Origin of the sequence: Aeromonas sp. HMWF016, assembly GCF_963878195.1 — a bacterium.
Lineage (GTDB): Bacteria > Pseudomonadota > Gammaproteobacteria > Enterobacterales > Aeromonadaceae > Aeromonas > Aeromonas lacus.
Map to the genome: position 1 here is coordinate 14,221 of NZ_CAWNWX010000101.1, position 25,809 is coordinate 40,029.

Below are 25,809 nucleotides of genomic sequence, written 5' to 3' on the forward strand. Positions count from 1 at the left end.
GGTATCGGCTACGCCCTGACTTATCTGGTGGGTCTGGTTGGCCTGATGCTGGTAGTGCGCTACCTCCCTTCGCTGGCACGGCTTGACCTCAACACCGAAGCGCAAAAAATTGCCCGTGAGCGGGGTCTCTCCGACAGCGACAGTCGCAAGACCTACCTGCCCATCATCCGTGCCTATCGGGTTGGCCCCGAACTGGCAGCCTGGATTGGTGGCCGCACCCTGCGCGAGACTGGCATCTACCCCCACACCGGCTGCTATGTGGAGCGGATCCGCCGCAACGGCATTCTCGCCAGTCCCGATGGCGATGCCGTCATTCAGGAAGGGGACGAGATCGCTCTGGTGGGCTATCCCGAGAGCCACGAGAAGCTGGACGTCAACTACCGCAACGGTAAAGAGGTGTTTGATCGCAACCTGCTCGACCTGCAGATCGTCACCGAAGAGATCGTGGTAAAGAACGACTCCGTGGTGGGCCGCCATCTGGTGGAGCTCAACCTGACCGAGAAGGGGTGCTTCCTCAACCGGGTAGTGCGCTCCCAAATCGAGATGCCGTTCGATCGCAACATCATGCTGCAAAAAGGTGACGTGCTGCAGATCAGCGGCGAGAAACAGCGGGTCAAACTGCTGGCCAACAAGATCGGCTTTATCAGTATCCACAGCCAGACTACAGATCTGGTGGCCTTCACCACCTTCTTCGTGCTGGGGCTGCTGATCGGCTCCGTCTCGCTGGTGTTCGGCCAGATTGAATTTGGCCTCGGCAACGCGGTCGGTCTGCTGCTGGCAGGCATTCTGATGGGTTATCTGCGGGCCAACCACCCGACGGTCGGCTACGTGCCCCCAGGCGCCCTGCGACTGGCCAAGGATCTCGGTCTGGCGGTCTTTATGGTGAGCACCGGTCTGAAAGCCGGTGGCGGCATCCTCGATCACCTGAGCGAAGTGGGTGCCGTGGTGCTCTTCTCCGGCATGCTGGTCACTACTCTGCCGGTGCTGGTCGGTTACCTGTTCGGAGTCTGGGTACTGAAGATGAACCCGGCCCTGCTGCTCGGCGCCATCACAGGTGCCCGTACCTGCGCCCCCGCCATGGATGTGGTCAACGAAGCCGCCAACAGCTCCATTCCGGCACTTGGCTACGCAGGTACCTATGCGGTGGCCAACGTGATGCTGACGCTGGCAGGCTCCTTTATCATCGGCTTCTGGTTCTAACCAGCAGCCATCAAGTTACCGCAAACAAAGAAGGGAGCCTCAGGCTCCCTTCTTGCTATCTGATTTTCTCCCAAGACGCGGAGCAGGCTCATTGGTGTGATCTCACCTGACACCAACCATCTGCGCTGTCTGCCCCCTACCCACAATGGTTGATGCTCTGCTCTGCTCTGCTCTGCTCTGCTCTGCTCTGCTCTGCTCTGCTCTGCTCTGCTCTGCTCTGCTCTGCTCTGCTCTGCTCTGCTCTGCAATGAGTGATGGCAGATCACGGAAACAAAAAAAGCGCCCTGAGGCGCTTTTTTCATATCAACCGGATGATCAGGCTTTGAACTTGCTGAACACCAGGGAGGCGTTGGTACCGCCAAAGCCGAAGCTGTTGGACATGACGGTGTTGAGCTCGGCCGCTTCGTACTCGCGCACGATGGGCAGACCTTCAGCTTTCTCGTCCAGAGTCTCGATGTTGATGCTGGGGGCGATAAAGCCGTGTTCCATCATCAGCAGGGAGTAGACAGCCTCATGCACACCCGCAGCGCCCAGCGCATGGCCAGTCATCGCCTTGGTGGCGGAGATCTTGGGACCGTTGGAGCCAAACAGAGTCTGGATAGCTTCCAGCTCTTTGGTATCACCCACCGGAGTGGAGGTACCGTGGGTATTGATGTAATCAACCTTGCCGACACCCTGCATTGCCATCTTCATGCAACGCACCGCGCCTTCACCGCTCGGGGCAACCATGTCATAGCCATCGGAGGTGGCACCGTAACCGGTCAGCTCGGCATAGATGTGAGCACCACGGGCCAGAGCATGTTCCAGCTCCTCAACCACCAGAATGCCGCCGCCACCGGAGATAACGAAACCGTCGCGGTTCGCATCATAGGTACGGGACGCTTTTTCCGGCGTATCGTTGTACTTGGTGGAAAGGGCGCCCATGGCGTCAAACTGGATGGTAGAGGACCAGTCCAGCTCTTCACCGCCACCGGCAAAGACCACATCCTGTTTGCCAAGCTGGATCAGCTCCAGCGCGTGACCGATGCAGTGAGCAGAGGTTGCGCAGGCGGAGCTGATGGAGTAGTTGACCCCTTTGATCTGGAACGGGGTGGCCAGACAGGCAGAGGTGGTGGAAGACATGGTGCGCGGCACCATGTAAGGGCCTACACGCTTGACCCCTTTCTCACGGGCGATGTCCACAGACTCCGAGGTGTTCTTGCCGGAAGCACCACCTGAGCCGACCACCAGGCCGGTACGCTCGTTGGAGACCTGCTCCTGCGCCAGACCGGCATCTTCAATGGCCTGCTGCATGGAGAGGTAGGCGTAGGCCGCAGCGTCACCCATGAAACGCATGACTTTACGGTCGATCAGTTCAGACGGCTCGAGTTTGATATTACCCCAGACACGGCTGCGCAGGTTGTGCTGCTCGAACTGCTCGGAATAGGTGATGCCGGATTTACCTGCTTTCAGGGAGGCCAGCACTTCTTCCTTGTTGTTGCCGATACTGGAGATGACGCCGATACCGGTGATCACTGCTCTTCTCATTAATTCATCTCGTCTGGAAAAACTGGCGCCAAGTTTACCCGCTTTCGGCTGCCAAACTGGTCTGCTTTCACGTAGAATGCCCGCGTTTTTGTGACGCGAGCCGAGGAAAACGTGAGTCAAACATCCTTACATCATGCCCGATTGGACTGGAACGAGGCGGGAACTCCAGTCTCCAGTGAGTTCGGGGATGTGTACTTTTCCAATGATAACGGTCTAGCTGAAACGCGCTATGTCTTTTTGCAGCAAAACCGGCTGCCAGCGCGATTTTTGCATCATGATCGTGACATTTTCGTGATAGGTGAGACAGGTTTCGGCACAGGTCTTAACTTTCTGGCGACAATGGCTGCCTTTCTGGAACAGGCGCCCCAAACCGGCAACGGCTCCCGCCTTCATTTCATCAGTTTCGAAAAATACCCCCTGACCCAGGGTGATCTGCGCAAAGCGCTGGCCGCCTGGCCCGAGCTCTCTTCCTTAAGTCAGGGACTCATCGAGCAGTGGCCCATTCCGGTGTCCGGCTGCCATCGCCTTATCTTTGCCGGTGGCCGGATCCGGCTCGATCTCTGGTTGGGCGATATCAAGGATATGATGCCGCAACTGCCCCACCACGCAGAGGGATTGGTGGATGCCTGGTATCTGGATGGCTTTTCCCCCGCCAAAAACCCCGAGATGTGGACGCAAGCGTTGTTTGACGGTCTGGCTCGCCTCGCCCGTCCTGCCGCCACCATCGCCACCTTCACCTGTGCCGGCTTCGTGCGCCGCGGCCTGATTGCTGCAGGCTTTGCCATGAAGAAGGTGAAAGGACACGGTAGCAAGCGTGAAATGCTGGCGGGGGATCGCACCGACAAGCAGCCGCAGCACACCATCGCCCCCTGGTATGCCCGTCCTGTCGGACGCGCTGGCGAGGTGCTGATCATTGGCGGCGGCATCGCCTCGGCCATGACGGCGCTCTCTCTGGTAGAGCGTGGCCGCAAGGTGACCCTGTTGTGTGAAGATGACGAGCCAGCCAACGGCGCCTCAGGCAACCGGCAGGGAGCCCTCTATCCACTGCTTAACGGCGAGCACGATGCGCTGTCGCAATTCTATTCACTTGCCTTTGGCTATGCCCGCCACCGCCTGCTGGCACTGGCCGAGCGCCATCCCGTCGCCTTTGCACTGTGCGGGGTGACCCAACTCGGTTATGACGACAAATCGGCAGCCAAGCTGGCGAAAATGAGTCAGGGCCCCTTCCCGTCCGAGCTGATGCAACCCGTCTCGACCGCGGAAGTAGAACAGGTCGTCGGCCTGCCCTGCGGCCACAGCGGCGTCAGCTATCCGCTGGGAGGCTGGCTCTGCCCGGCGGATCTCACCCGCGCTGCTCTCAAGGAGGCGCAGGCCAGCGGGCTGCTGGAGTTGGTGTTCAATACCGAAGTGGTCACCATTGCGGAACAGGCCGATGGCTGGCAGGTCGAGAGTCGTGACGGGCGCCGCTGGCAAGCCCCCAATCTGGTGGTTGCCGCCGGGCACAAACTGCCTGCGCTCATCCCCTTTGCCGAGCTGCCGCTCTATCCGGTGCGCGGTCAGGTAAGCCATGTGCCGGCCTCGACCAGCCTGAGCCGGCTCAATACCGTGCTCTGCTACGATGGCTACCTCACTCCAGCCCACAACGATCACCACTGCATCGGGGCCAGCTATGGCCGCAACCAGACCACCCTCGAATTTCGAGCCGACGAGCAGGCCCAGAATCAGGGGCGGTTGCAAGCCTGCCTGCCGGATCAGCAGTGGCCAGCCGAGGTGGATGTCAGCGGCAATGAGGCTCGGGTGGGCGTGCGCTGCGCCAGTCGGGATCACCTGCCGGTGGTGGGGCCAGTCGCCAGATTGGCAAGCCTGGCGGATCACTACGCCGGGCTGCACACCGATCAGCAGAATGCCGCCCCCCTGCCGTGCCACCCCGGCCTCTATGTGCTGGGGGCGCTGGGCTCACGGGGTCTCTGCTCGGCGCCACTTTGTGGCGAGCTGCTTGCCAGCGAGATCTCTGGCGATCCGCTGCCGCTGGCGGCCGATCTGCTGGAAGCGCTCCACCCGGCCCGCTACTGGGTACGCAAGCTGCTCAAGGGCAAAGCGCTGGCATAAAGCCAACGCCCCGAAATGACAAGGCCGCCCACAGGGGCGGCCTTTATTTATATGCCTAATATGCATATCTTGATTAGCTGGACTACTTGGGCCAGTGGACTCCAAGTTGCTCGCCATAACGGGTTTGTCGCTGAAAATCGGCGATACGGCTGCGGATCTTCACCAACTCTCCCTGCCCCGCAGCCCAGGCTGCATAACGCAGTGCCTGACAGTCGCTGTGAGCAGGCAAATCAGCAATGGCGCCGCCAACCTGATTGGCACCTTGCTGAACCATCTCCTTGAAGCGGGACTCGTAGTCGAACATGCTGGCCAGCAAGCGAGCCCAGCGCTGGCGCGCCGGATCGGCCGCGTTGTTCTTCCCTTCACCACTACTTTCACTCTGGCGCCAGCGGGGCAATTCAACCGTCGCACGGGTGGTGACGGTGACTCTGCTCAGCTGGCAGAGCCCCTGCAGCTGATCGGTCTCCAGTTGCCAATCGAGCTGATAACTCGCCTTGCCGAGCACGGGTTTGCCGTTCACCTTGGGGGCACTCTGGGCGATGGCCCGGGCCAGTTGATCTGGCTGGGCAGCACTTACCTCATAAAAACGAACATTGATACGGGACTCGGGGACCACTTGCGGCCTGATTGGCTGCGCCTGACTCGCCAGGGGCAGCAGCAGCGCCGCAACCCCCACTACTACTCCATAGAACTTGCTGACCATGCCAGACTACCTTCCTTGATTGCACGGGCGAAGTACCGACCTTGGGGAAACGCGCCGCCACACAGATAACGTCTATAGCCTATGTGTGCCAAAGATATGGCGCAACACAATGATGGGCCAGAAATCAGAGCCCGCTCACAGGTTCCGTGAGCAGAGTATGGCACAAGGCCAAATCTGTATTTTTATTGGGCAGAGCGACTGATGCGCAGCCAGTTGAGGTGATAGTTTTTCACATTAATGTCGTGACCATCTATCTGAATGAACTGATCATTTTTAATACGGTTGGCAAAAAAGTCCTGATCTGCCCCCTCTTTCAGCCACAGCTCGCAAAGCCCCCGTTTTCCCTCCCCGGGATAGAACCGGGGGATCACCAGCACCGCCACACCGTCCACCCGGATGCCATTGCGATTCATGCACTCCCCCTCACTCATGCGCGATGCCAGCGCGGCATAACGGGGAACCTGCCCTCTGGCCACCACCACCACACCGTAGGAGTGGGCAGCCATCAATCGCCGCATGGCGACCGCCTGATGGGGGCCGGTCTGATGAAATCCATCGTTCTTCATGGCAACGGCCGGCAGCGGCAGCAACATCCAGCAAAGGAGCCATATCCAGCGTTTAACACCTGACAAACGACGAAAAACCATACAAAAGCCTCAAAAGAAAACCTGAAGGCGGCAAGGCTATTGCGTCAAAAATTCAGGGTAAAGCACCTTTACCCTTCTTTAATTCTGCAAAACTGGCCAAACATTGATTAGGTTCACACTGCATCGAGTTTCATATCGCCAAATTACCTCTATAGGAATAGACTCCGAACCCCTCTTGTTTAATGGAATGGAATAGATGCTGGAACTCATCATCGGCACCCTGGTCACTCTGGTGGTCGGGCGCGCCATCTTCAAAGGATACTCAGCGACAGGCGTGTTGCTGAGCGGCGGCTTGCTGCTGCTGGTCGTCACTGCCCTGATGGGCAAGCCGGTGCTGCCGAGCAAGGTAACAAGCACCGGTTATATCGCCACCGATATCTTCGAATATGTCCGCTTCCTGCTCAACGATCGTGGCGGTGGACTGGGGATGCTGATCATGGTGCTGTGCGGCTTCGCCGGCTACATGAGCCACATCGGTGCCAACACCATTCTGGTCAAGCTGGCCAGCAAACCGCTCGGCATCATCAAATCCCCCTATATCCTGCTGGTTGCCGCCTATCTGGTGGCCTGTGCCATGTCGCTGGCGGTCAGCTCCGCCACCGGTCTGGGCGTGCTGCTGATGGCGACCTTGTTTCCGCTGATGGTCAACATGGGGATCTCCCGCGGTGCCGCAGCCGCCGTGTGCGCCTCGCCAGCCGCCATCATTCTGGCTCCGACCTCGGGTGACGTGGTGATGGCAGCCCAGGCTGCCAACATGCCGCTGCTGGACTTTGCCTTCAAGCTGACCCTGCCCATCTCGCTGGTCGCCATCGCCTGTATGGCGGTGACCCACTTCTTCTGGCAGCGCTACCTTGACCAAAAGTCCGGCGAGCACAACGAGCCGGTAGCGCCGAGCGACCTCATCACCACGGCGCCCGGCTTCTACGCCATTCTCCCCTTCACCCCCATCATCGGGGTGCTGGTGTTTGACGGCAAATGGGGCCCGCAGCTCGATATCGTCACCATCATCGTTATGTGCATGGTGCTGGCCAGCCTGCTGGAGCTGGTACGCCTGCGCAACGGCAAGGAGCTGCTGGATGGCCTGCAGGTCTGCTGGCGCAACATGGCCGACGCCTTTGCCGGGGTGGTGATGCTGCTGGTCGGTGCCGGTGTCTTCGCTCAGGGTCTGATGACTATCGGCTTTATCGACACCCTGCTGGCCCACGCCCAGGATCTGGGCTCGGGCGGCATGATCATGATGCTGTCACTGGTGGTGATCACCACCCTAGCCGCCTTCACCACCGGCTCGGGCAACGCTCCCTTCTACGCCTTCGTGGAGCTGATCCCCAATCTGGCCACCAGCCTTGGCATCAACCCGGCCTATCTGGTGATCCCCATGCTGCAAGCCTCCAACCTGGGCCGCACCATTTCACCGGTCTCCGGTGTCGTGGTCGCCTGTGCGGGGATGGGCAAACTCTCGCCATTCGAAGTGGTCAAACGCACTTCGCTGCCGGTGGCCGTCGGCCTGCTGGTGGTGATCGTCGCTACCCAGATCATGGTTCCTGCCTGATCGCTGACCAGCCCGGTCTGCGCCGGGCTGGTATCTCTCCCCCTCTTTGCAGTAGACTCTGTGCTCTTTTTCCCCAAAGGAGGACCGAGATGAGTATTACGGTTCAACTTGCCCACTTCAGTGACTGCCACTCCCATTTCGATGGTGCGCCGATAAGCTTCACCCCCGCCGGAGAGTCCCAGTGGCGCACCCAGTGTGGCGGTTATGCCCGGATCCTGACCCGCCTGACCCAACTGCGCGCGCAAGCGGCAGCAGCAGGTCGCGGCTGCCTTTTTCTGCACGGCGGCGACTCCTTTCAGGGCTCCCTCTATTTCAACCGGTTCAAGGGGCGGGCCAACGCCGACCTGCTCGCCATGCTGGCCCCCGATGCCATGGTGATCGGCAACCACGAATTCGATCTGGGTAATGGCCAGCTGGTGGAGTTTCTGCGCCAGCTCGATTTTCCGGTGCTCGCGGCCAATCTGGACAACAGTCAGGAGCCGGCCGATACGCCTCTTCGCCTGTGGGATATTCCCCACCTCTACGACGCCCATCAGCCCTGGCATCGCCGGGTCATCGATGGCGTCCCCTTTGCCCTGCTCGGGATCACGCTTGCCCAGATGGCGGCCATCGCCAATCCGGATCCCCACACCCGCTTCCACGGGGTGAACGAAACCCTGACCCGGGTCATTCGCGAGATCAAGGGCGAAGGAATCCACCATATCGTGCTGCTGAGCCACCTCGGGCTGGATCAGGACAAGCTGCTGGCCGAACGCTTCCCCGAGATCAGTCTCATTGTTGGCGGTCATACCCACAGCCTGCTGGGGGATCTTGCGCTGCTGGGCCTGCCAAGCGAAGGGGATTATCCCCTGATGCACAATGGCGTAGCCATCATGCACGCGGGCCACAGTGCTCTCTGCCTTGGCGTCTGCGAGCTCACCTTCGATGGCGCTGGCCGCGTGGTAGATAGCCTCGGCCAGCTGGAGTGGCTCCCCTGGCAACCCTGGCCGTTCGGCTCCACGCCGCCAGCCGGACTCACCTTCTGCGAGCCGGATGCTAGGCTGGAGCAGCATCTGGCCAAACGCTACCGGCCGGAGATCGAGATCATGACCCAGCGCATCGTCACCAGACTCGATACCCCGCTCCCCCATCAGCGCCTGCCCGATGCCAACCTGCCTCACGGCAGCCATGTCGCACCGCTGGTGGCCCATGCCATGCTGATGGCGGCCCGGGAACAGGTGGGCGAGGTCGATTTTGCCCTGCACAACGCTGGTGGCGTGCGCTGCTCGCTGGAGCCGGGCCCCTTGAGCGAGGCCGATATCGCCGGTCGCCTGCTCCCCTTTGCCATTCCCCTCACCCTCTATCGGGTACACGGCCACGAGTTGGCGGAAGCGCTGGAGAATGCCATCGACAATGCCACCAATAATGGCGTGGTCGGCAATGGCAACGGCAGCTTCCCCTACACCGCCGGGGTGCGCTTCACCTACCAGGCCGATCGGCCCAAAGGTCAGCGTATTACCCGTCTGGAGTGGGAACCGGCACCTGACAGCTGGCAACCGGTGGAGTCCGACCAGGTTTATCGCGGGGTCTCGAGCGCCTATACCGCCTCCGGCAAGGAGGGCTACACCGCGCTGACTCGTACCCTGACCCAGCACAATCAGGAGCTTGGCATCACGCTAGCCGATGCCTTTATCCGCTGGGCCCGCCATCAGCCGGAGCTGCGGGCCATGCCACCGCGAGTCGAGTACCTGCCGTAAAGGCCCCTCGATGTGCCTGTCTGCATCCATATCGGGCAGATAGGCATTTTTCGTCTCTGAAACCGCTCTTTTTCGACAATATTTGCCCCGGATGGGCCTGTACCATTGCATCATCCGCGCGGGCTCGGCAAGATAGGCCCGCTTTCAAGACCAGCTGCAGGAACAGGCTACTTCATGAATCATTCCATCCGTTTCACTCCCCCCCGCGTCAATCCGGCCATCAAGCCCACAGCCATCTTGCTGACCGCGTTGCTGGCGCTGCTCTTCTGCCTGCGCAACCCGCTCGTTCATGCCATGGCACCGGGGTTTGACGCCTCGCTCTTTGCCGTCATGGGCAAAATGTGGAGTGAAGGGGGGGTGCTCTATCGCGACATGATCGATATCAAGGGGCCGATGATCTTCGCCCTCGATGCGCTGGGGTATGGTCTGGGTGGATTTGTCGGGATCTGGGCGCTGGAGTGGGTGCTCTGCTGGCTCGGGCTGATGGCCAGCTGGCAGGCTTTCTCCCAGCTTGGCCTCTCGGTCAGGGCGCGCCTTGGCGCCATGCTGGCACTGCTGGCCCTCTACGGTACCCGTTACTACTACGGCAACATGACCGAGGACTGGACCTTCCACCTCGCCCTCATAGCCCAGTGGGCCTTCATTACCCTGTTGCTGGACAAGGGATTTCGCTGGTGGCCGGCGCTGGTGGCGGCCCTCACCTTTGCCATCGTCGCCTGGATGCGTACCAACAACGGCGCCTTCTGGGGTGCCTGGTATCTGGTGCTGTTCTGCCACTGGTGCCTGCACGAGAAGTGGCGTGACGCCATCCTGCTGCTTGTCTCCAGCCTGCTCGGTCTGGCGCTGATTGGCGGCCCCCTCTACGGCTACTTCCAGCAGCACGACCTGCTGGCCGCGTTCAAATATTACGCCTTCGACATCTTCTTCGAGGGGAGCTACGGCAACGGCTTCTCCCCCATGGTGGGGGCCGTCGGCCTGCTGCGCACCGGTCTGGTGATGCTGCTGCCCCCCTTCATCCTGCTGATGCTGAGCCGTCGTCAGGAGTGGTATCTGCCCGCCCTGCTGGTCACCCTGTTTGGCGTGCTGTTTACCCTGATCGCCAACTCGGTCTCCGGCCATGTGTTCGATCACTACGATGTGCTCTATCTGCAGCTGGCTCTGCTGCCGCTGGCGGTACTGCTGGATCGCAGCGAGCAGAAGGCCGATGCCCTCGGCCTGCTCTGCATCTCGCTGGTGGTGCTGACCGCCAGCTGGCTGCTTGCCCAGCAGCTGGTCTTCGGCTGGAGCACCAAGGAGTGGTCCCTCGAGCGGGTTAACGAGGTGCTCGGCACCAGTTTGCTGTGGGCCCTGCCGGTACTCATTCTGGTGCCCCTGTGGCGCGCTTGGGATGTGCGCAGCGCTACCCCCTGGCTCGCCACCCTGGCCATGCTGCTACTAATGATCAACAACGCTTGGGAAGGAACGATCAAGGGGCGCCCCTTCAACCCGGCCGCGCAGGTGCGGGTCGATCGCATCAAGGCCGAAACCAGCCCGAGCGACAAGATCTGGGTCGATGGTATCCAGCCGCAATATTATCTCTGGACCGATCGTCAACCGGCCTCCGCTTATCTCTTCTTTGCAAACGTCAACCCGCCCTATGACGTGCGGGCTCGCGTGCTGGCGGACATCCAGCGCCAGAACCCCAAGTTCATCATCGCCAAGCCGGAGCGGGTGAGCGAGGAGCTGAAAAAGCCGAGCTCGCCCTCCCATCTCGCCTTCTATCAATACCTGACCAGCCACTATGAAGAGGTGGATCCGGGTCTCTATCGTCGTCGATAACCAGCGCAGAAACGAAAAAGGGCGGCCATTTGGCCGCCCTTTTTCCATCCCCTCACTCCTCACCGGTAGGCAAGCAGGCCCGCGATGACTACAATGGCCCACTTTGGGATGTAACGGGTGACAGACATGGCGGAACTGACCTATCTCGGGGGCTATCCCGAACCGCTCAAGGCGCAGGTGCAACAGTTGATCGCGGCCGGTAAACTTGGCGACATGCTGGCCAAGCGCTATCCAGATAGCCATCAGATCCAGAGTGACAAGGCTCTACTCGCCTACACCATGGAGCTGAAAAACCGCTACCTCAAAAGCTCGGCCCCCCTGTCAAAGGTGGTGTTTGACGGCAAGATCAACGTCATCAAGGATGCCCTCGGCCTGCACACCTACATCAGCCGGGTACAGGGCAACAAGCTCAAGGCCAAGAACGAGATCCGCATCGCCGCCCTGTTCAAGGAGGCACCCGCCCCCTTTCTCAAGATGATCGTCGCGCACGAGCTGGCCCATATCAAAGAGAAGGATCACAACAAGAGCTTCTATCAACTCTGCCAGCATATGGAGCCCGACTATCATCAACTGGAGTTTGATCTGAGGCTATGGCTCACCTGGCGCGATATCGACAAGGCCAATCGCTAGGTTGACGGTGGTTTCAAGGAGGAAACATGTCATTTGCCGCTATCCCCTTTAGCGCCCCGCACGTTATCGCCAATGTGGTCATGGCCAATTTGTGCCGCGCTGCCCGTCCCCGGGGCATGTCACACTGGCTGCTGGCCCTGCTCACGCTCTGCTCTTTCTTCTCACACGGGGCAGAGCGCTGGCAGAGCGACAGCTATCTCACCGAGAGTTTTATGGCCATCGCCATGGAGCGGGAGTATCACGAAACCGCTCACCCGCGCTTCACCCGCTGGCAGCAACCGGTGCGATTGCAACTCATCAACGAGTCGGGGGACAAGCCGCTGCAGGCGGAGGTAGTCAAGGTACAAGCCGCCCACCTCGCCCGCATCACCGGCCACCCTATCAGCATGGTGACCAGCAAACCCAACCTCACCCTCATCATGACCGACTACCAGCGGATGAAGGGTTGGGCCAAGCGCACCATGGGCAACGCGCCCTCGGTCAATGCCGCGCTCAAGGAGGGGCTCTGCATCGGCCACTTTGCGACCAACAAGCAGCACGAGATCAGCAGTGCCACCATCATCATTCCGGTTGATTACAGCCGCGCCAAGGGGCGCTTTCTCGACTGCGTAGTGGAGGAGTTTACTCAGGTGATGGGGCTGCCCAACGACTCAGACAAGGTGTTTCCCTCCATCTTCAATGACAACAGCATCGACAGTTTCCTGACCGGCCTCGACTATGTGCTGCTCAAGCTTGCCTACCACCCTGCCCTCAAGGCGGGGATGAGCAGCGATGAGGTTCGGGCCGCCCTGCCGCTTGCCATCAAGGATCTGCGCGCCAAAGGCGAGATCAGCGAGGCGGACCGCCGCGTTCAGCAACAGAGCCTCAAAAGCTGGGCCGGGCTCTGAGTTTCAGCCAGCACCAAGAGTCAACTCGGCAAGCATCCGCTCAGACTCGCCCGGCGAGCTGCCACCAAAACAAAAACGCAGCCAATGGGCTGCGTTTTTGCTGTCAAATCCACCAGTGATAAGCCTTTTCAGGAAGCCAGACTCTCTTCCGGCATCCAGCTATCTGCGTTTTCCCACACCTCCTGCACCATAGCCTCGGCAAGCTCCTTGTCCTCCTTGCTGGCGCGGCTGACGGTCAGGGACATGCTGCTGCCCGGGGCAACGCGGACATGGAGATCGGGGAACTTCTCGCCCAGCTGCTTGAGCAGCTCCTGGCGCAGCGCTTCCATGGTGGAGGTCGGGATCTGATGTTTTTTGTCGATGATGATTTCCAGACGCATAGGATACTTCTCCATGATGAATAACTGTATTTTTATACAGTATTTTGGAAAAGTAAAGTACCCGACAGAGAAAGAGGCAAATGACCCCTAAAAAAGATCGAGCTGCTGGCCGCAGATCCGCTCGAACGACTCGCCGACAAAGGGGAGGATCGCATCGGCAATGGGTTTGAGCTGCTTGTCGATATAGTGTTCGTAATCGATGGGGGTGCGCCGGTACTCCAGCGGTTCGGGGCCATTAAGGGTCATCAGATAGGCGATGGAGCCCCGATGCTGGTAGCGCTGGGGCAGACCGCGGCGCAGGTTCTCCTCATCCGCCAGACGCGCCGCCCGCACATGGGGTGGAACGTTCTTCTGGTACTCCTCGAGTTTCTGGCGCAGCCGCTTGCGATAGACCAGCAGCTCGTCGTGCTGGCCGGCCCGGGTTTCGTCCACCATGGTGCGCACATAGCTGCCGGGATCTTGGTCGTGAAACACCATTTCGTAGAGGTGGGTCTGAAACGCCTTGGCAAGGGCCGTCCAGTCGGTGCGCACCGATTCGAGCCCCTTGAACACCAGTTGCTCCTCTGCCCCCGCCTCCTTGCCAGCCACCAGCCCCGCGTAGCGCTTCTTGCTCCCCTTCTCCAGCCCGCGGATGGTAGGCATCAGAAAGCGGCGATAGTGAGTCTCGTACTGGATCTCCAGATAGCTCGGCAGGTTGAACTCGCGCTTGATCAGCGCAGCCCAGTTGTCGTTGATCATCTTTGCCAGCCGCCGGCCAATCTCGTCCGCCTGTGCGGGACTGGTCTCCTTGCCAAGGTGCACGAAGGTGGAGTCGGTGTCGCCATAGATCACCTCGAAGCCCTCCCCTTCGATCCACTCCCGGGTCTGCTGCATGATGCCGTGACCGCGCAAAGTGATGGAAGAGGCAAGCCTCGGGTCGTAGAAGCGACAGCCCCCCGAGCCCAGCACCCCGTAGAAGGAGTTCATGATGATCTTGATGGCCTGGGAGAGCGCCTTGTTGCTGGCGGCCTTGGCCCGATCTCGCGCCGCCCACAGAGTGGCGATGAGATCCGGGAGGAAGTGCCGTTCGCGGGAGAAGAGGGCGCCGCGAAAGCCCGGAATGGCGTGGTCGGGATGCTGCAACCCCTCGATGAGCCCCATGGGGTCGATGCAAAAGGTACGGATGATGCTGGGATAGAGGCTTTTGAAGTCGAGCACCAGCACGTGGCGATAGAGACCGGGTTTGGAGTCCATCACGTAGCCGCCGGGACTTGCCAGCCCACCGTCGGCCGGCAGATTGGGGGCCACGTAGCCGCCGCGATGGAGCCGCGGCAGGTAGAGGTTGGTAAACGCTGCCACCGAGCCCCCGACCCGGTCCAGCTCAAGGCCGGTGAGGGAGGCACGCTCGATGGCAAAGGGGATGAGGTGGCAATAGTCGAAGATCTCCCACACCAGCCTGCAATCTTCCAGGTTGTAGCGGGCCAGCGCCTCCTTGTCGGAGTGGAACAGCTCGGTGATCTTCTCCCCCCGGTTGGCCACATCCTCGATATCCTTGCCGCGACCGAGCAGTTCGCTCGCCACCGCATCCAGGCTGTAGCTCGGGAACTGCCACGTGGCGCTTTTGAGGGTGTCGATGCCGTCCAGCACCATGCGCCCGGGAATGATGACGCTGCCGCTCTGGGGGTCGTTGCGGGATGACCGCCAGAAGCAGAGCTCGTGGCCGCGCCCCAACCGCAGCCGCCGCTTGTTGAGCTCGGCGCGGCGCAGCAGCAGGCGAAAATCGAAGTTAACCACGTTCCAGCCGATGACCAGATCCGGGTCGTACCGTGCAAACCAGCGCTCCAGTGCACTCAGCAGGGTGCTCTCGTCCGCCACCCATTCGACCCGGGTACCCCAGCTGTCGGCATCGGCCTCCGGCGTACCGATCATGATGACCCGCGCATCCTCTTCGCTGTAGAGCCCCACCGAGAAGAGGGCGCCGTCCATGGCGCACTCCACGTCCAGCGACACCCAGGAGAGGGTCGGCGTCACCGCCTGCGGTGCGCAACGTGCCTCGTTCACTTCCCAGTAGCCGTGCTTGCCCCCTTTCTTGAGTGTGCGCCCCTCGAAGCGCACGCCGGCGGTGATGAAACGCTCCATCAAGTAGCGCTCCGGCAGCCTGATATCCGCTTCGAAGTGCTCCAGACCGCGAATAAGCAGCAGCTCGATGGCGCGGTGAAAGGCGCTCAGGGTGGTAAAGTAGCAGCCCACCACGGCGCGGCCGTCGAAGGTGTGCATCGGCAAGCGGCGAAACCGCCCGCTCACCCCGGCCCCCTTGAACAGCTCGGCGGCTTCTTCCATATGGCTCTGTGGCAAAAAGAAGACCGGCTCCTGCCCCGGCACTACCACCCGCACCGGTCCCTGCTCGCTCCAGAGCCACATCACAATCTCGGTGCGTTCCGGCTGCTCGCCACGGCCGCGCACATCCCGTCCGTGACGGGTCAGAATAAAGCCGTCGCGTGGCGGAGTAACGGGTGGGATGGACGGTTGGTCAGTCATGCAAGTCATCGGGATCAACATGGAGATGGGAGTATTGTACGTTCATACAGTGCTTTGCTGCAATTGCCACGCCAGCCGCCATGGCCTAACCAAGCTGCGAGAGGAGCCGCAAACTGGTAAGCTCGGCCAGAGTGGCAGCTAATGCCGGTGGCGGCTGTATTCGCGATGCCATTCATCCCCCCACTCTTCACCCGATATCAGGAGGTCATGGTGGCGCTTTACTCTCTGCTGGATCAGCTGGCCATTCCCTATCAGCGCATCGATCACGCCCCCGTCTTCACCTGCGAGGAGGCCAGCCGGCTGCTGCCCGACCTGCCTGCCGCCAAGAGCAAGAACCTATTTTTGCGCGATCCGAAAAGCGAGCGGCTGTTTCTGGTGGTAACGCCGGAGGAGAGCCGGGTCGATCTCAAGGCGCTGGCAGCCGCCCTTGGCGTCAAGCGGCTGAGTTTTGGCTCGCCAGAACGGCTGGAGGCCGTGCTTGGCCTCACCCCGGGTTCGGTCACCCTGCTCGCCATGGTGCGCGACAGGGAAAACGCGGTAGAGCTGGTGGTGGACGAGGCCATCTGGCAAGCGGAGCAGATGCAGTGCCATCCGCTGGTCAATACCGCCACCCTGATTATCCGCCTCGACGATGTGCGCCGCCTGCTGGCCCACCTCGGCCGGGAGGCCAACGTCATGGCACTGCCGGTCGTGGCCGCTGATTGAATGGCGGATGCAACTCCCACTGCACAGGAACAGCCAGTGCCGACCCGCTACGAATGCCGCCCGGCCCGCCTGAGCGATGCTGCCGCCTATCGCAACTATGTTGCCGAGTGTGCCGAGGCTGGATTGCCGCTCTATCAGGTTGCGCAATTTGATCCGGACAGCTGGCTACAAGCACTGCTGGAGCATGCCGCTGGGCATAACCTGCCAAGCGGCTATCCAACCACCACCACCTACTTTGCCCTCGATGCCGGGGAGATCCTCGCCACCTTGCGCCTGCGCCACGGTGACAATGAGGCCAGCCAACAGTGGCTGGGCCACATCGGTTACGAAACCCGCCCCTCCCGCCGTGGCGAAGGGGCTGCAACCATGCTACTTGGCTGGGTACAGCAACACATTTTGAGCGCACCGGTACTGGTCAGCTGTGATGAAGATAATCAGGCCTCCCGCAGGGTGATTGCGAAAGCTGGCGGTGTATGGCTGGAGCGGCGCTTCCACCCGGGAGATCGCTGCTGGTTGGCGATATACCGGATATTCCCCCTGCCCCTTCCGACACACCAAGCCCCAACATAACCAGCCCATAGCAATAAAAAGAGCGCCTCGAGGGCGCTCTGGTGGCGAGAGTGGCAAACTCTCAGTAGTTGTCTTCCTGCTCTGCCTTCATCCGTGCCTGACGGGCATAAGCCTCCTCTTCGGCACTGGCGATCTCGTCAAGCACGGCATCGAGATCGATGGCCTCCCGGCTCTCCTCGAACTGACCGGTCAGCTCGCTCTGGGGCGTGAGCTTGCCATCCTCGTAAAGCGCCCACATCTCTCTGGCGTAGTTCGTTTTGAGCAGCTCGGGGGCATACATGCCGTAGTAGTTGCGCATGTTATTGACGTCGCGCTCCAGCATGGCTCTGGCCTGATTGTTGGCGGCCGCATCCACCACCTGCGGCAGATCGATGATCACGGGGCCATGCTCATCCACCAGCACGTTGAACTCGGAAAGATCGCCGTGAATAAGACCGGCGCAGAGCATGCGTACCACATAACCAATCACCTTGGCGTGATCCGCCAGCGCCTGCTCATGGCTGAGAGCCACGTCGTTGAGGCGGGGTGCCACATTGCCATCGGCATCGGTGACCAGCTCCATCAACAACACGCCATCCAGACAGACATTGGGCTTCGGCACCCGCACGCCAGCAGCCGCCAGCTTGAACAGGGCATCCACCTCGGTGCTCTGCCACACCTCTTCGTGCTGCTTGCGACCGTACTTGGAGCCCTTCTCCATGGCGCGGGCGCTGCGGCTGTTTCGCACCCGGCGCCCCTCCTGATAGACCACCGCCTGCTTGAAGCTGCGCTTGGACGCTTCTTTGTATACCTTGGCGCAGCGAGTTTCATCGCCACAGCGCACCACGTAGACATCGGCCTCTTTGCCGCTCATCAACCGGCTGATGACCTCGTCGACCAGGCCGTCATCAACCAGGGGTTGGATTCGATTTGGAACTTTCATGACCGCCCTTTCACTCTCTCTGCCCGTTGCAAAATTGTCTGCTGCACGTCCACCTGCCCATTTTTCTGTCCGGACACTCAGTTATCCACTGCCTGCCCGCTGTTTGTCCATCTTCCGGCACTGAAAATTCCCCTCCGGGCGTGCCACGGCAACAAAAATGGCCCGCAAGCGGGCCAGTTCAACTCAGGGCTCGGGGGGCAATCCCTGGCGGATCCGCTGGATCCCCGCCTCATAGAGGCCATCCGGCCCCTCCTGATGCTCCTGAGTTTCGAAAATCTTGAGAAACCACATGTACTGCTCGGGGTGGCGAATCACCTGCTGCTCCACCATGCGGTTCATGGCGACCACATCCGCCATCACATCCGCAGTGGGGTAAGGATCGAACGGCGGTTCAATCTCCAGCAGATAGCAGCCGGCATCCTCGTCATAGCTGGCGAAGATGGGCAACGCCTTGGCGCCGGTCAGCTTCACCAGCTTGGGTAGCGCCGGCAGGGTCGCTTTGGGATGGCCAAAGAAGGGGGCGAAGACGCTCGCATCCCGACCATGATCCTGATCCGGCAGGTAGAAGAAGCTAGCCCCGCCGCGCACGGACTTGATCGCCGGCTTGATGCCGACGCTGCGCTCATACACCTTGCCCCCCTTGGCCCGCTCGCGGTTGATATACCAGTCGAACACCTCATCCTTGGCGCTCTTCATCATGGTGCACATGCTTATCCCCCGTAGCGCGAAGTAGCGGCCCAGCATGTCCACAGCCCAGGTGTGCGGAACGACCAGGATAACCGGTCGGCCTGCGGCCTGCTCCGCCTCGATATGCTCCCAGCCGCTTACCTTGATGTTACGCAGCAGGTGCGCCGGGCTGCGCCAGGTCAGCTCGCCAAAGCCCATAAAGGTCTTGAGGCCGACTCGGATCGATTTGAGCAGCAGGGCTGCGCGGGCCGCCTCATCCAGCTCGGGAAAACAGATCTTGAGGTTGGTATCAGCGATATAGGCCTGCTTTTTCGAGAAACGCAGCAGAGTGGGCGCCACCAGATTGGCAAAGCCGTCCCGCACGCGTGCCGGGATGAATGCAAGCAGGGAGAGCAAACCCAGTGCACACCAGCTACCCCACCATTTGGGGTGGAGCAGACGGGGATGAAATGTGGTGTCAAATACCGGATCTAATGGGGACATGTCAGCCATCAAGTCATGAAAAACAAACGGTTATTGTAGTTATCCTGACATTTTTTTCTACCCTGTGCCCCTTGGCTCCCATTCCCAGAGGTGATGGCCATCCCACTCGGGATCAAAAAATGGCCCTCTCGGGGCCATTTTTATCCGGCAGACAGCATGAGGCCGCCAGACTGTGCGCGATCAGGCGTAAGGAGAGAGCCCCTTACGAATGCGCTGGATCCCCGCCTCGTAGAGGCCATCGAGTCCCTCCTGACCCTCGCGGGTATCGAAGATCTTGAGGAACCACATGTACTGGCCCGGATGGCGGGTCAGCTGCTGCTGCACCGTGTCGTTCATCCGGCAGGTATCAGCCATCACATCCGCAGTGGGATAATTATCGAATGGCGCTTCGATCTCCAACCGGTAGCAGTGATTCTCTTCGTCATAGCAGGCAAGCAGTGGCACCGCCTTGGCACCGCTCACTTCCACCAGCCGCGACAACGCCGGCAAGGTGGCTTTCGGGTGGCCAAAGAAGGGGGCGAAGATACTCTTTTCGCGACCGTGATCCTGATCTGGCAGATAGAAGAAGCTGCGACCGCTCTTGATGGTTCTGATCACCGCCTTGATGCCGGCGCTGCGCTCATAGACGCGGCAACCATTCTTGGCCCGCGCCCGGTTGAGGTGCCAGTCAAAGACCGGATTGCGCGCCCGTTTCATCATGGTGCACATGGGCACCCCACGCTGAGTGAAGCAGTAACCGGCGGCATCCACCGGCCAGGTGTGGGGCACCACCAGGATCACCGGCCGACCGGCCGCCTGCTCCGCCTCGATATGTTCCCAACCACTCACCTGCATCCGGCTCATCAGATAGCGCTGGCTGCGCATGGTGAACTCGCCAAACCCAAGCAGGCTCTTGAGTCCCACCCGGATGGAGGTCAGCGCGAGAGCATCGCGCTCGGCCGGAGTCTTGTCTGGAAAGCAGATCTCCAGATTGGTTCTGGCGATATAGAGCTGCTTTTTCGAGATGCGAAATACCAGCGGGGCCAGCCCCTCGGCCAGCCGGTCACGCAGACGCACCGGAACAAACGCGAGCGCCATCAGCACACCGAGTGCCAACCAGCTGAACCAGTAACGGGGATGAAGGAAACGAGCTTCAAAAGCGGGGTTGAACAGGGGATCTTGGGGGGACATGATTCACGGTTTACATCAAAAGGGTGGGCTATTGTAGTCGCCCTGACAGGTAATACCAGTTAAATCCGCTATATCACGCACGATAGGCAGATTCGTACGACAGATGTGGCGTAAAGGTAAAAAAATGCCCCGCATGGCGGGGCATTTTACTTATTACACAACCAGCGGGTGGCTCTTTGTCCATCCATCGTATGACTGGTCGTTTATCCCGTCGCTCTCCGAGCGCACTGCTTATCCATTTTCCGATGTCACATCTTTAAGATTTAACGATGAGCACCCTGGCGGGCAATGCCGTGGTTCATTTCGGTATCACGCTGCGGCAGAAAAAACATCAGGTAACGCAGTGCCACATAACCGACGATGACGGTGGCCACCCCCAGCTCGAAGTGGGCCAGCAGGCGGATCTGCTCGACATAGTGAGCGCTCTGCTCAAACCCTTCCACCAGATGAGCCACTTTGAACAGGGCGGTGGCACCGATCACCAGCGGGAAGGTGAAGGCGGCATAACCCGGTGAGAATGGCAGACGCAGTAGTTTGATGAAGGCCAAATAGATGATGCCAGTCATCAGGATCGCGATACCAAACAGCATGGCCACCAGCAGCAGGGAGGGATCCTGGCTGACAGTCAGGTAGCCGGCCAGCGAGAGGCTTGCCGGGGCCGCCAGAATGGCGATGGTCGGCTTGGCTGCATCCGGTACTTCGTGGCTGAAAATGAGGCGATAGAGCATCAGCGGCAACATCAGACCGTAGCAGATGACCCCGAACCAGAGCAGCGCGTTGGCAAGCGGTGCAAACTGACCACCCGGGAAGGCGACGTCAGCCACGATGATCCCGACCGGTGGTACGAACCAGCTCGGCACCATGTGGTGGATCTCGAACTCTTTGGCGCGATGCCAGATAAAGGTAGCCAGGAACAACAGGTGAACGGCCACGGCAAACAGCCAGAGCGCTTCACCCGCTTGCGGAGCCAGCATGCCGAGCGCCTTGGAGACCACCATGGTACCCATGGCATAGGTCGGCACTACGCTACCGACTACCGGGTGAGCCAGATCCTGCATCAGCAGGTTCGGGTGGAACAAAAACTTGAAGGTCAGGATCACCAGCAGCACAGCGGCAATAGCGGCGCCCAGCAGCTGCATCCGTCCATCGAAGTGACCGGCATTCTCCCAACACCAACCGAGACTGGCAATGCCCAGCGCCAGACCCGCCATGGGGGTTGGAGCGGCAGCCAGGGATTTACGGGTTCTTGCGATCATGATGACACCTTTCTATTGATGACTATGGCGATAGGATAATGGCCCCTTATCGTTTACGATATCTAAATGAATTGAATCACTCATTCAGGATTACCAAACACGATGAAACTGACCCTGCAACAGCTGAAGGTGTTCGCCACCATCGCCCGCTACGGCAACCTTGGCCTGGCTGCCAACGAACTCTGTCTGAGCAAGGGGGCCGTCTCCCAGTCACTGCAGGAGTTGGAGCGCCAGCTCGCCACACCGCTGTTTGATCGCATCCACCCCAGATTGCAGCTCAACAACGAGGGGCGTCTGCTACAACCTGCTGCTGAAGAGCTGCTGACCCGGATGCAGGATATCGAAAACCTGTTTCGTGCCGATGCCGAGCCGAGCGGCCAGCTGCGTCTTGGCGCCAGCCAGACCATCGGCAACTACCTGCTCCCCACCTTGCTCGCCACCAGCAAGCAGGAGCTGGGGCTCCCCCCCAAGGTGACCATCAACAACACCCATCTGCTCTGCCACGCACTCGCCAACTTCGAGCTGGATATGGCGCTGATCGAGGGGGAAAACCACCATCCCGATCTCGTCACCGAACCCTGGCTGCAGGACGAGATGCTGGTGATCGCACACCCTGATCACCCACTGGCCAACCAGGTCGATCTCTCCCTCTCCCGACTGGGTGGAGAGACCTGGGTGCTGCGTGAACCCCAGTCCGGCAGCCGCGAACAGTTTATCCGCCAGATCCAGCCCGGCCTGCCCAACTGGCAAGCGGGCCTTGAGCTCAACACTCTGGAGTCCGTGATGCTGGCGGTTGAAAAGGGGCTCGGCATCTCTTTCATCTCCCGCCTTGCCGCCTCGGATCGTCTGGCTGATGGCCGTCTGATCGCCCTGCCCCTCAGCCGTCGTTTTCCGCGCCAGCTCTCCCTTATCTGGCACAAGCAGAAGTACCACTCCGCTTCCCTGCGCCACTTTATCCACTTCTGCCGGGCTCAGCTGAACGATGCCGAGGTGATCAGCGCAGAGTAACGCCCGCTCAGAGCGCGCTGGCAAACCAGAACGCCACTGACGGAAAAAGCAGAGAGGGAGCCGCGGCTCCCTCTCTATTTATCCTGAGAATCTGGTCTACGCCTGTTGCAGCGAACGCAACCAGCTGATCTCCTCGCCCCAGATGGACTCGTCGATAGTCTCGAGGATCAGCGGAATACGATCGAAACGATCATCGTTCATGATGTGGTGGAACACCGCCTCCCCCAGATTCCCTTCCCGCAGGCTGTGGTGGCGATCGACCCGGCTGCCGAAGGTGCACTTGGCGCCATTGATATGCATCCCCTTGAGATACTGAAAACCCACCGTGCGGTCGAACTCGGCAAAGACAGTGGCGCAGCTCTCGGCAGTGCGCAGATCGTAACCAGCGGCAAAGGCGTGGCAGGTATCGAAGCAGATACCGACCCGGCTCTTGTCCTCCACCCCCTCGATGATGGTGGCGAGGTGTTCGAACGACCAGCCGAGGTTGGTCCCCTGCCCGGCGGTGTTCTCGATCACCGCCGTTACCCCTGCACTGCGCTCCAGCGCCCAGTTGATGGATTCACTCACCAGCTTGAGGCTGGCCGCCTCGGGGATCTGCTTGAGATGGCTGCCGGGGTGAAAATTCAGATAACAGAGTCCCAGCTGTTCGCAGCGCTTCATCTCGTCGAGAAACGCATCACGGGATTTGGCGAGGCCATCGGGATCGGGGTGACCCAGATTGATGAGGTAGCTGTCGTGGGGCAGGATCTGCTCCGGCAGAAAACCGGCCTTGTCGCAGGCCGCCTTGAAAGCGCGGATGGAGGCATCCGACAAGGGAGCCGCCTGCCACTGACGCTGATTCTTGGTAAAAAGCGCAAATGCGTTGGCACCGATGGCCTGGGCGCGGGCGATGCAGTTTTCCACCCCGCCAGATGCGCTGACGTGGGCTCCAATATATTTCATAACGTCTCCTCAGTGAGGCGCCATTATGCCGTCTCTCCCGACAGATGCCAAAACGCCGTGGTACTTTGCAACGCCCTCCCCGACACTCTCCCACGGAAAATGAACAGAATAGCGAGGCGATAATCCGCTCTGTTATTCAGTGGTGCTGGCAAACCGCTGGCGATAGTCGCTGGGCGTGGTGCCGAACCGGCGAACAAACGCCCGGCGAAAGCTGTCCAGACTGTCGTAACCCACCTTTCCCGCCAGCCGCTTCAGGGGCAGCTCGGTCTCCTCCAGCAGGCGGCGCGCCAGATCCAGCCGGGCCAGCTCCACGAACTCCCCCGGTGTCTGCCCCACTTCGCTTTTGAATACCCGGGCAAAGTTGCGCTCGCTCATGCCAACCTGCCCGGCCAGCGCTGCCACGGAGAGCGGCTTATCAAGATTGCTTTGGATATGTTCGATGGTGCGGTTGATGATCGACCGCTCTGACGACTGAGCGGCCAGATAGTGGCTGAACTGGGCCTGCCCTCCCGGCCGCTTGAAGAACATCACCAGCTCGCGCGCCACTTTCAGGGCAAGCTCTTTGCCGTGATCCTCCTCAACCATCGCCAGCGCGAGATCCATCCCGGCTGTCACACCGGCAGAGGTGTAGATGTTGCCATCCTTGATGTAGATGCTGTCCGATTCCAGCAGGATACCCGGATAGCGACGTGCCAACCGGGCGCTGGATCGCCAGTGGGTCGTCACCCTGCGCCCTTCAAGCAGGCCGGCTGCCGCCAGCAAGAAAGCACCGCTGCAGACAGAACCGATACGTCTGACCCGGTTGGATTGCTCCCGCAGCCACGCAAGCAACTCGCTGTCGGGGTTCAGCTCCTCGATGTAGGGGCTGCCCGCAATCAACAAGGTGTCGATCCGCCCCTTGTGCTCCCGATAAGAGGCCGATGAGTGCAACGGCAAGCCATTGCTTGCCTTGAGCAAACCGGCCTGCGTGCTGATCACCTCGATCCGGTAGGCTCGCGGTTGCCCCAGCTGACGCGCAGCCTCGGCAAATACATCTGCTGGACCTATCACATCCAGAAACTGAACTCGGGGAAACGCCATTATGGTGATGCGCATGGGCTCTCTTGCTCTTGGTTGCTGTTTCTGTCGAATGACTGTCTGTAATTGTCGTATATGTGCAATTTCGGACATTTTGATTTTGTCTGACAATGCTTCTCACAGCAACAACAGGAACAATCAACGATGAACACCACCAACACGCTCACCTTATCAACCACCGAGCTCGAGGTTTTACCCAAATCCTCCCTGAGCAATCTGCCGGTCAATCTGTTCGCCTCGGTCATGGGGCTCTCCGGCCTCAGTCTGGCCTGGCGGCAGGCATACCATTATGTGGGCGGCTCTCTGCTGCCGGCAGAGGCGATCGGGGCGTTTGCCGTACTGATCTTCGCCGTGCTGATCCTGACCTACGGGATCAAATGTGTACGCTATCCCGCGCTTTGCCGCGCCGAATTCAACCATCCGGTAACCGGCAACTTTTTTGGCACCATTACCATCAGCATGATGCTGGTCTCGGCGGTGGTCGGCATCTACTTTCCTCTGGCAGGCGAGATCCTCTGGAGCGCCGGCAGCCTCCTGACCCTGCTGCTCAGCGCCCTGCTGGTCTCCCGTCTGTTCAAGGGGGAGCAGGATCCGCAGCATGCACTGCCGGTCTGGCTGATCCCGGGCGTTGCATCGCTCGATATCGCGGTCACCGGTTCCCATATGCCCATGGCGTGGGCAAGCGAGCTCAATCTGGCGGGTCTGGCCATCGGCGGCTTGCTGGCACTGCTCTTTATCATCATGATCTTCCAGCGTCTGATCCAGCAGGCACCGCTGGCAACCGCCATGACGCCGAGCATGATGATCCTGGTCGCACCGTTTGCCGTGGGTTTCCTGGCCTATACCAACTATTTTGGCACCATCGATCGCTTCGCTGGCATGCTCTACTACTTCACCCTGTTTCTGTTCGCCGTGGTCTCGTTCAAGGTGTTCCACACAAAGATGCGTTTTGCCATCTCCTGGTGGGCCATCAGCTTCCCGATGGCCGCCCTGAGCAATGCCGCGCTGAAATATGGTTACGCCCAGGAGGGGTTGCCGCTGCAACTGATCGCCATCGCTATCCTGCTCTTTTTGAGCCTGGCTCTGGCCGTGCTGACTGTGAAAACCCTGTCGTCCCTGCTCAAAGGACAACTGCTGGCAGGTTGAGACGGAGTGTAATAACGCGGCTACTTATCCACTCGCTATTAGACCCAGCTAAATAGCTGTTCCGAATAGTAGATCACTGGAGGAAGGGAACTCAGTCCAGTTTGTGCGATCTCATTAGTCGCCAAACAAAACAAGCCACA

Annotated in this window: 22 protein-coding genes; 11 read left to right on the plus strand and 11 right to left on the minus strand. The window is 60.2% G+C overall.

What is annotated here, in order from left to right:
- On the plus strand, positions 1 to 1,200 hold a 1,200-nt coding region (locus AACS24_RS16740), incomplete at its 5' end, for an aspartate:alanine antiporter (protein WP_258222970.1).
- 315 nt (positions 1,201 to 1,515) lie between these two features.
- Here AACS24_RS16740 and fabB read toward each other — a convergent pair.
- Positions 1,516 to 2,727, minus strand: coding sequence for a beta-ketoacyl-ACP synthase I (fabB, locus tag AACS24_RS16745; RefSeq protein ID WP_108571392.1), 1,212 nt, complete (start codon positions 2,725 to 2,727; stop codon positions 1,516 to 1,518).
- A 90-nt stretch (positions 2,728 to 2,817) separates the two neighbouring features.
- On the opposite strand from fabB, the gene mnmC reads away from it, so the two are divergent.
- Positions 2,818 to 4,836, plus strand: a complete 2,019-nt coding sequence (gene mnmC, locus AACS24_RS16750; protein WP_181364214.1) for a bifunctional tRNA (5-methylaminomethyl-2-thiouridine)(34)-methyltransferase MnmD/FAD-dependent 5-carboxymethylaminomethyl-2-thiouridine(34) oxidoreductase MnmC — start codon at positions 2,818 to 2,820, stop codon at positions 4,834 to 4,836.
- A gap of 82 nt (positions 4,837 to 4,918) precedes the next feature.
- Here mnmC and AACS24_RS16755 read toward each other — a convergent pair whose 3' ends face one another.
- Together AACS24_RS16755 and AACS24_RS16760 are read right to left on the minus strand one after the other, a co-directional pair.
- Entirely contained in the window at positions 4,919 to 5,539 is a 621-nt protein-coding gene (locus AACS24_RS16755; protein WP_033115721.1) for a DUF922 domain-containing protein, read from the minus strand.
- 182 nt (positions 5,540 to 5,721) lie between these two features.
- Positions 5,722 to 6,132 (minus strand): hypothetical protein, encoded by a 411-nt coding sequence (locus AACS24_RS16760; protein WP_258222971.1) that lies wholly within the window; start codon positions 6,130 to 6,132, stop codon positions 5,722 to 5,724.
- A 250-nt stretch (positions 6,133 to 6,382) separates the two neighbouring features.
- Here AACS24_RS16760 and dcuC point away from each other — a divergent pair, with 250 nt between their 5' ends.
- The 5 genes from dcuC (at position 6,383) to AACS24_RS16785 (ending at position 12,806) form a co-directional block, all read left to right on the plus strand.
- Positions 6,383 to 7,735 carry an anaerobic C4-dicarboxylate transporter DcuC gene (gene dcuC, locus AACS24_RS16765; RefSeq protein WP_033115719.1) on the plus strand — a complete coding sequence of 451 codons (1,353 nt, stop codon included), beginning with the start codon at positions 6,383 to 6,385 and terminating at the stop codon, positions 7,733 to 7,735.
- 89 nt (positions 7,736 to 7,824) lie between these two features.
- Positions 7,825 to 9,471, plus strand: a complete 1,647-nt coding sequence (locus tag AACS24_RS16770) for a bifunctional metallophosphatase/5'-nucleotidase (RefSeq protein WP_108571395.1) — start codon at positions 7,825 to 7,827, stop codon at positions 9,469 to 9,471.
- 174 nt (positions 9,472 to 9,645) lie between these two features.
- Complete coding sequence (locus AACS24_RS16775; RefSeq protein ID WP_181364215.1) at positions 9,646 to 11,289, plus strand: hypothetical protein; 1,644 nt, start codon at positions 9,646 to 9,648, stop codon at positions 11,287 to 11,289.
- Positions 11,290 to 11,415: 126 nt separating this feature from the next.
- Positions 11,416 to 11,919: a M48 family metallopeptidase gene (locus tag AACS24_RS16780; protein WP_108571397.1), complete on the plus strand. Its 504-nt coding sequence runs from the start codon at positions 11,416 to 11,418 to the stop codon at positions 11,917 to 11,919.
- Positions 11,920 to 11,945: 26 nt separating this feature from the next.
- The gene (locus AACS24_RS16785) at positions 11,946 to 12,806 is read left to right on the plus strand and encodes a DUF2927 domain-containing protein (RefSeq protein ID WP_108571398.1); all 861 of its coding nucleotides are present in this window, start codon (positions 11,946 to 11,948) and stop codon (positions 12,804 to 12,806) included.
- 128 nt (positions 12,807 to 12,934) lie between these two features.
- On the opposite strand, the gene AACS24_RS16790 is transcribed toward AACS24_RS16785, so the two are convergent.
- Together AACS24_RS16790 and AACS24_RS16795 are read right to left on the minus strand one after the other, a co-directional pair.
- Positions 12,935 to 13,186, minus strand: a complete 252-nt coding sequence (locus AACS24_RS16790; RefSeq protein ID WP_033115714.1) for a DinI family protein — start codon at positions 13,184 to 13,186, stop codon at positions 12,935 to 12,937.
- 87 nt (positions 13,187 to 13,273) lie between these two features.
- The gene (locus AACS24_RS16795; protein ID WP_375124235.1) at positions 13,274 to 15,712 is read right to left on the minus strand and encodes a DNA polymerase II; all 2,439 of its coding nucleotides are present in this window, start codon (positions 15,710 to 15,712) and stop codon (positions 13,274 to 13,276) included.
- A gap of 198 nt (positions 15,713 to 15,910) precedes the next feature.
- On the opposite strand from AACS24_RS16795, the gene AACS24_RS16800 reads away from it, so the two are divergent.
- Both AACS24_RS16800 and AACS24_RS16805 read left to right on the plus strand, forming a co-directional pair.
- Entirely contained in the window at positions 15,911 to 16,408 is a 498-nt protein-coding gene (locus AACS24_RS16800; RefSeq protein WP_181364216.1) for a prolyl-tRNA synthetase associated domain-containing protein, read from the plus strand.
- Positions 16,409 to 16,444: 36 nt separating this feature from the next.
- Positions 16,445 to 16,978: a GNAT family N-acetyltransferase gene (locus AACS24_RS16805; protein ID WP_258222972.1), complete on the plus strand. Its 534-nt coding sequence runs from the start codon at positions 16,445 to 16,447 to the stop codon at positions 16,976 to 16,978.
- A 61-nt stretch (positions 16,979 to 17,039) separates the two neighbouring features.
- Here AACS24_RS16805 and AACS24_RS16810 read toward each other — a convergent pair whose 3' ends face one another.
- The 4 genes from AACS24_RS16810 to AACS24_RS16825 all read right to left on the minus strand — a co-directional run bounded on the left by AACS24_RS16810 (position 17,040) and on the right by AACS24_RS16825 (position 21,496).
- Entirely contained in the window at positions 17,040 to 17,900 is an 861-nt protein-coding gene (locus AACS24_RS16810) for a PA4780 family RIO1-like protein kinase (RefSeq protein WP_108571400.1), read from the minus strand.
- A 183-nt stretch (positions 17,901 to 18,083) separates the two neighbouring features.
- Entirely contained in the window at positions 18,084 to 19,079 is a 996-nt protein-coding gene (locus AACS24_RS16815) for an LpxL/LpxP family acyltransferase (protein ID WP_181364217.1), read from the minus strand.
- 171 nt (positions 19,080 to 19,250) lie between these two features.
- Positions 19,251 to 20,240: a lauroyl-Kdo(2)-lipid IV(A) myristoyltransferase gene (lpxM, locus tag AACS24_RS16820; protein WP_108571402.1), complete on the minus strand. Its 990-nt coding sequence runs from the start codon at positions 20,238 to 20,240 to the stop codon at positions 19,251 to 19,253.
- Between the two features lie 263 nt (positions 20,241 to 20,503).
- Positions 20,504 to 21,496, minus strand: a complete 993-nt coding sequence (locus AACS24_RS16825; RefSeq protein ID WP_108571403.1) for a TDT family transporter — start codon at positions 21,494 to 21,496, stop codon at positions 20,504 to 20,506.
- A 102-nt stretch (positions 21,497 to 21,598) separates the two neighbouring features.
- Here AACS24_RS16825 and AACS24_RS16830 point away from each other — a divergent pair, with 102 nt between their 5' ends.
- Positions 21,599 to 22,504, plus strand: a complete 906-nt coding sequence (locus tag AACS24_RS16830; protein WP_108571404.1) for a LysR substrate-binding domain-containing protein — start codon at positions 21,599 to 21,601, stop codon at positions 22,502 to 22,504.
- Between the two features lie 96 nt (positions 22,505 to 22,600).
- Here the strand turns inward: AACS24_RS16830 and nfo are convergent, their stop codons facing one another.
- Positions 22,601 to 23,446: a deoxyribonuclease IV gene (gene nfo, locus AACS24_RS16835; RefSeq protein WP_108571405.1), complete on the minus strand. Its 846-nt coding sequence runs from the start codon at positions 23,444 to 23,446 to the stop codon at positions 22,601 to 22,603.
- A gap of 132 nt (positions 23,447 to 23,578) precedes the next feature.
- Entirely contained in the window at positions 23,579 to 24,541 is a 963-nt protein-coding gene (locus tag AACS24_RS16840; protein WP_108571406.1) for a GlxA family transcriptional regulator, read from the minus strand.
- Between the two features lie 126 nt (positions 24,542 to 24,667).
- On the opposite strand from AACS24_RS16840, the gene AACS24_RS16845 reads away from it, so the two are divergent.
- Positions 24,668 to 25,669: an SLAC1 anion channel family protein gene (locus AACS24_RS16845; RefSeq protein ID WP_108571407.1), complete on the plus strand. Its 1,002-nt coding sequence runs from the start codon at positions 24,668 to 24,670 to the stop codon at positions 25,667 to 25,669.
- Positions 25,670 to 25,809: the final 140 nt, after the last annotated feature.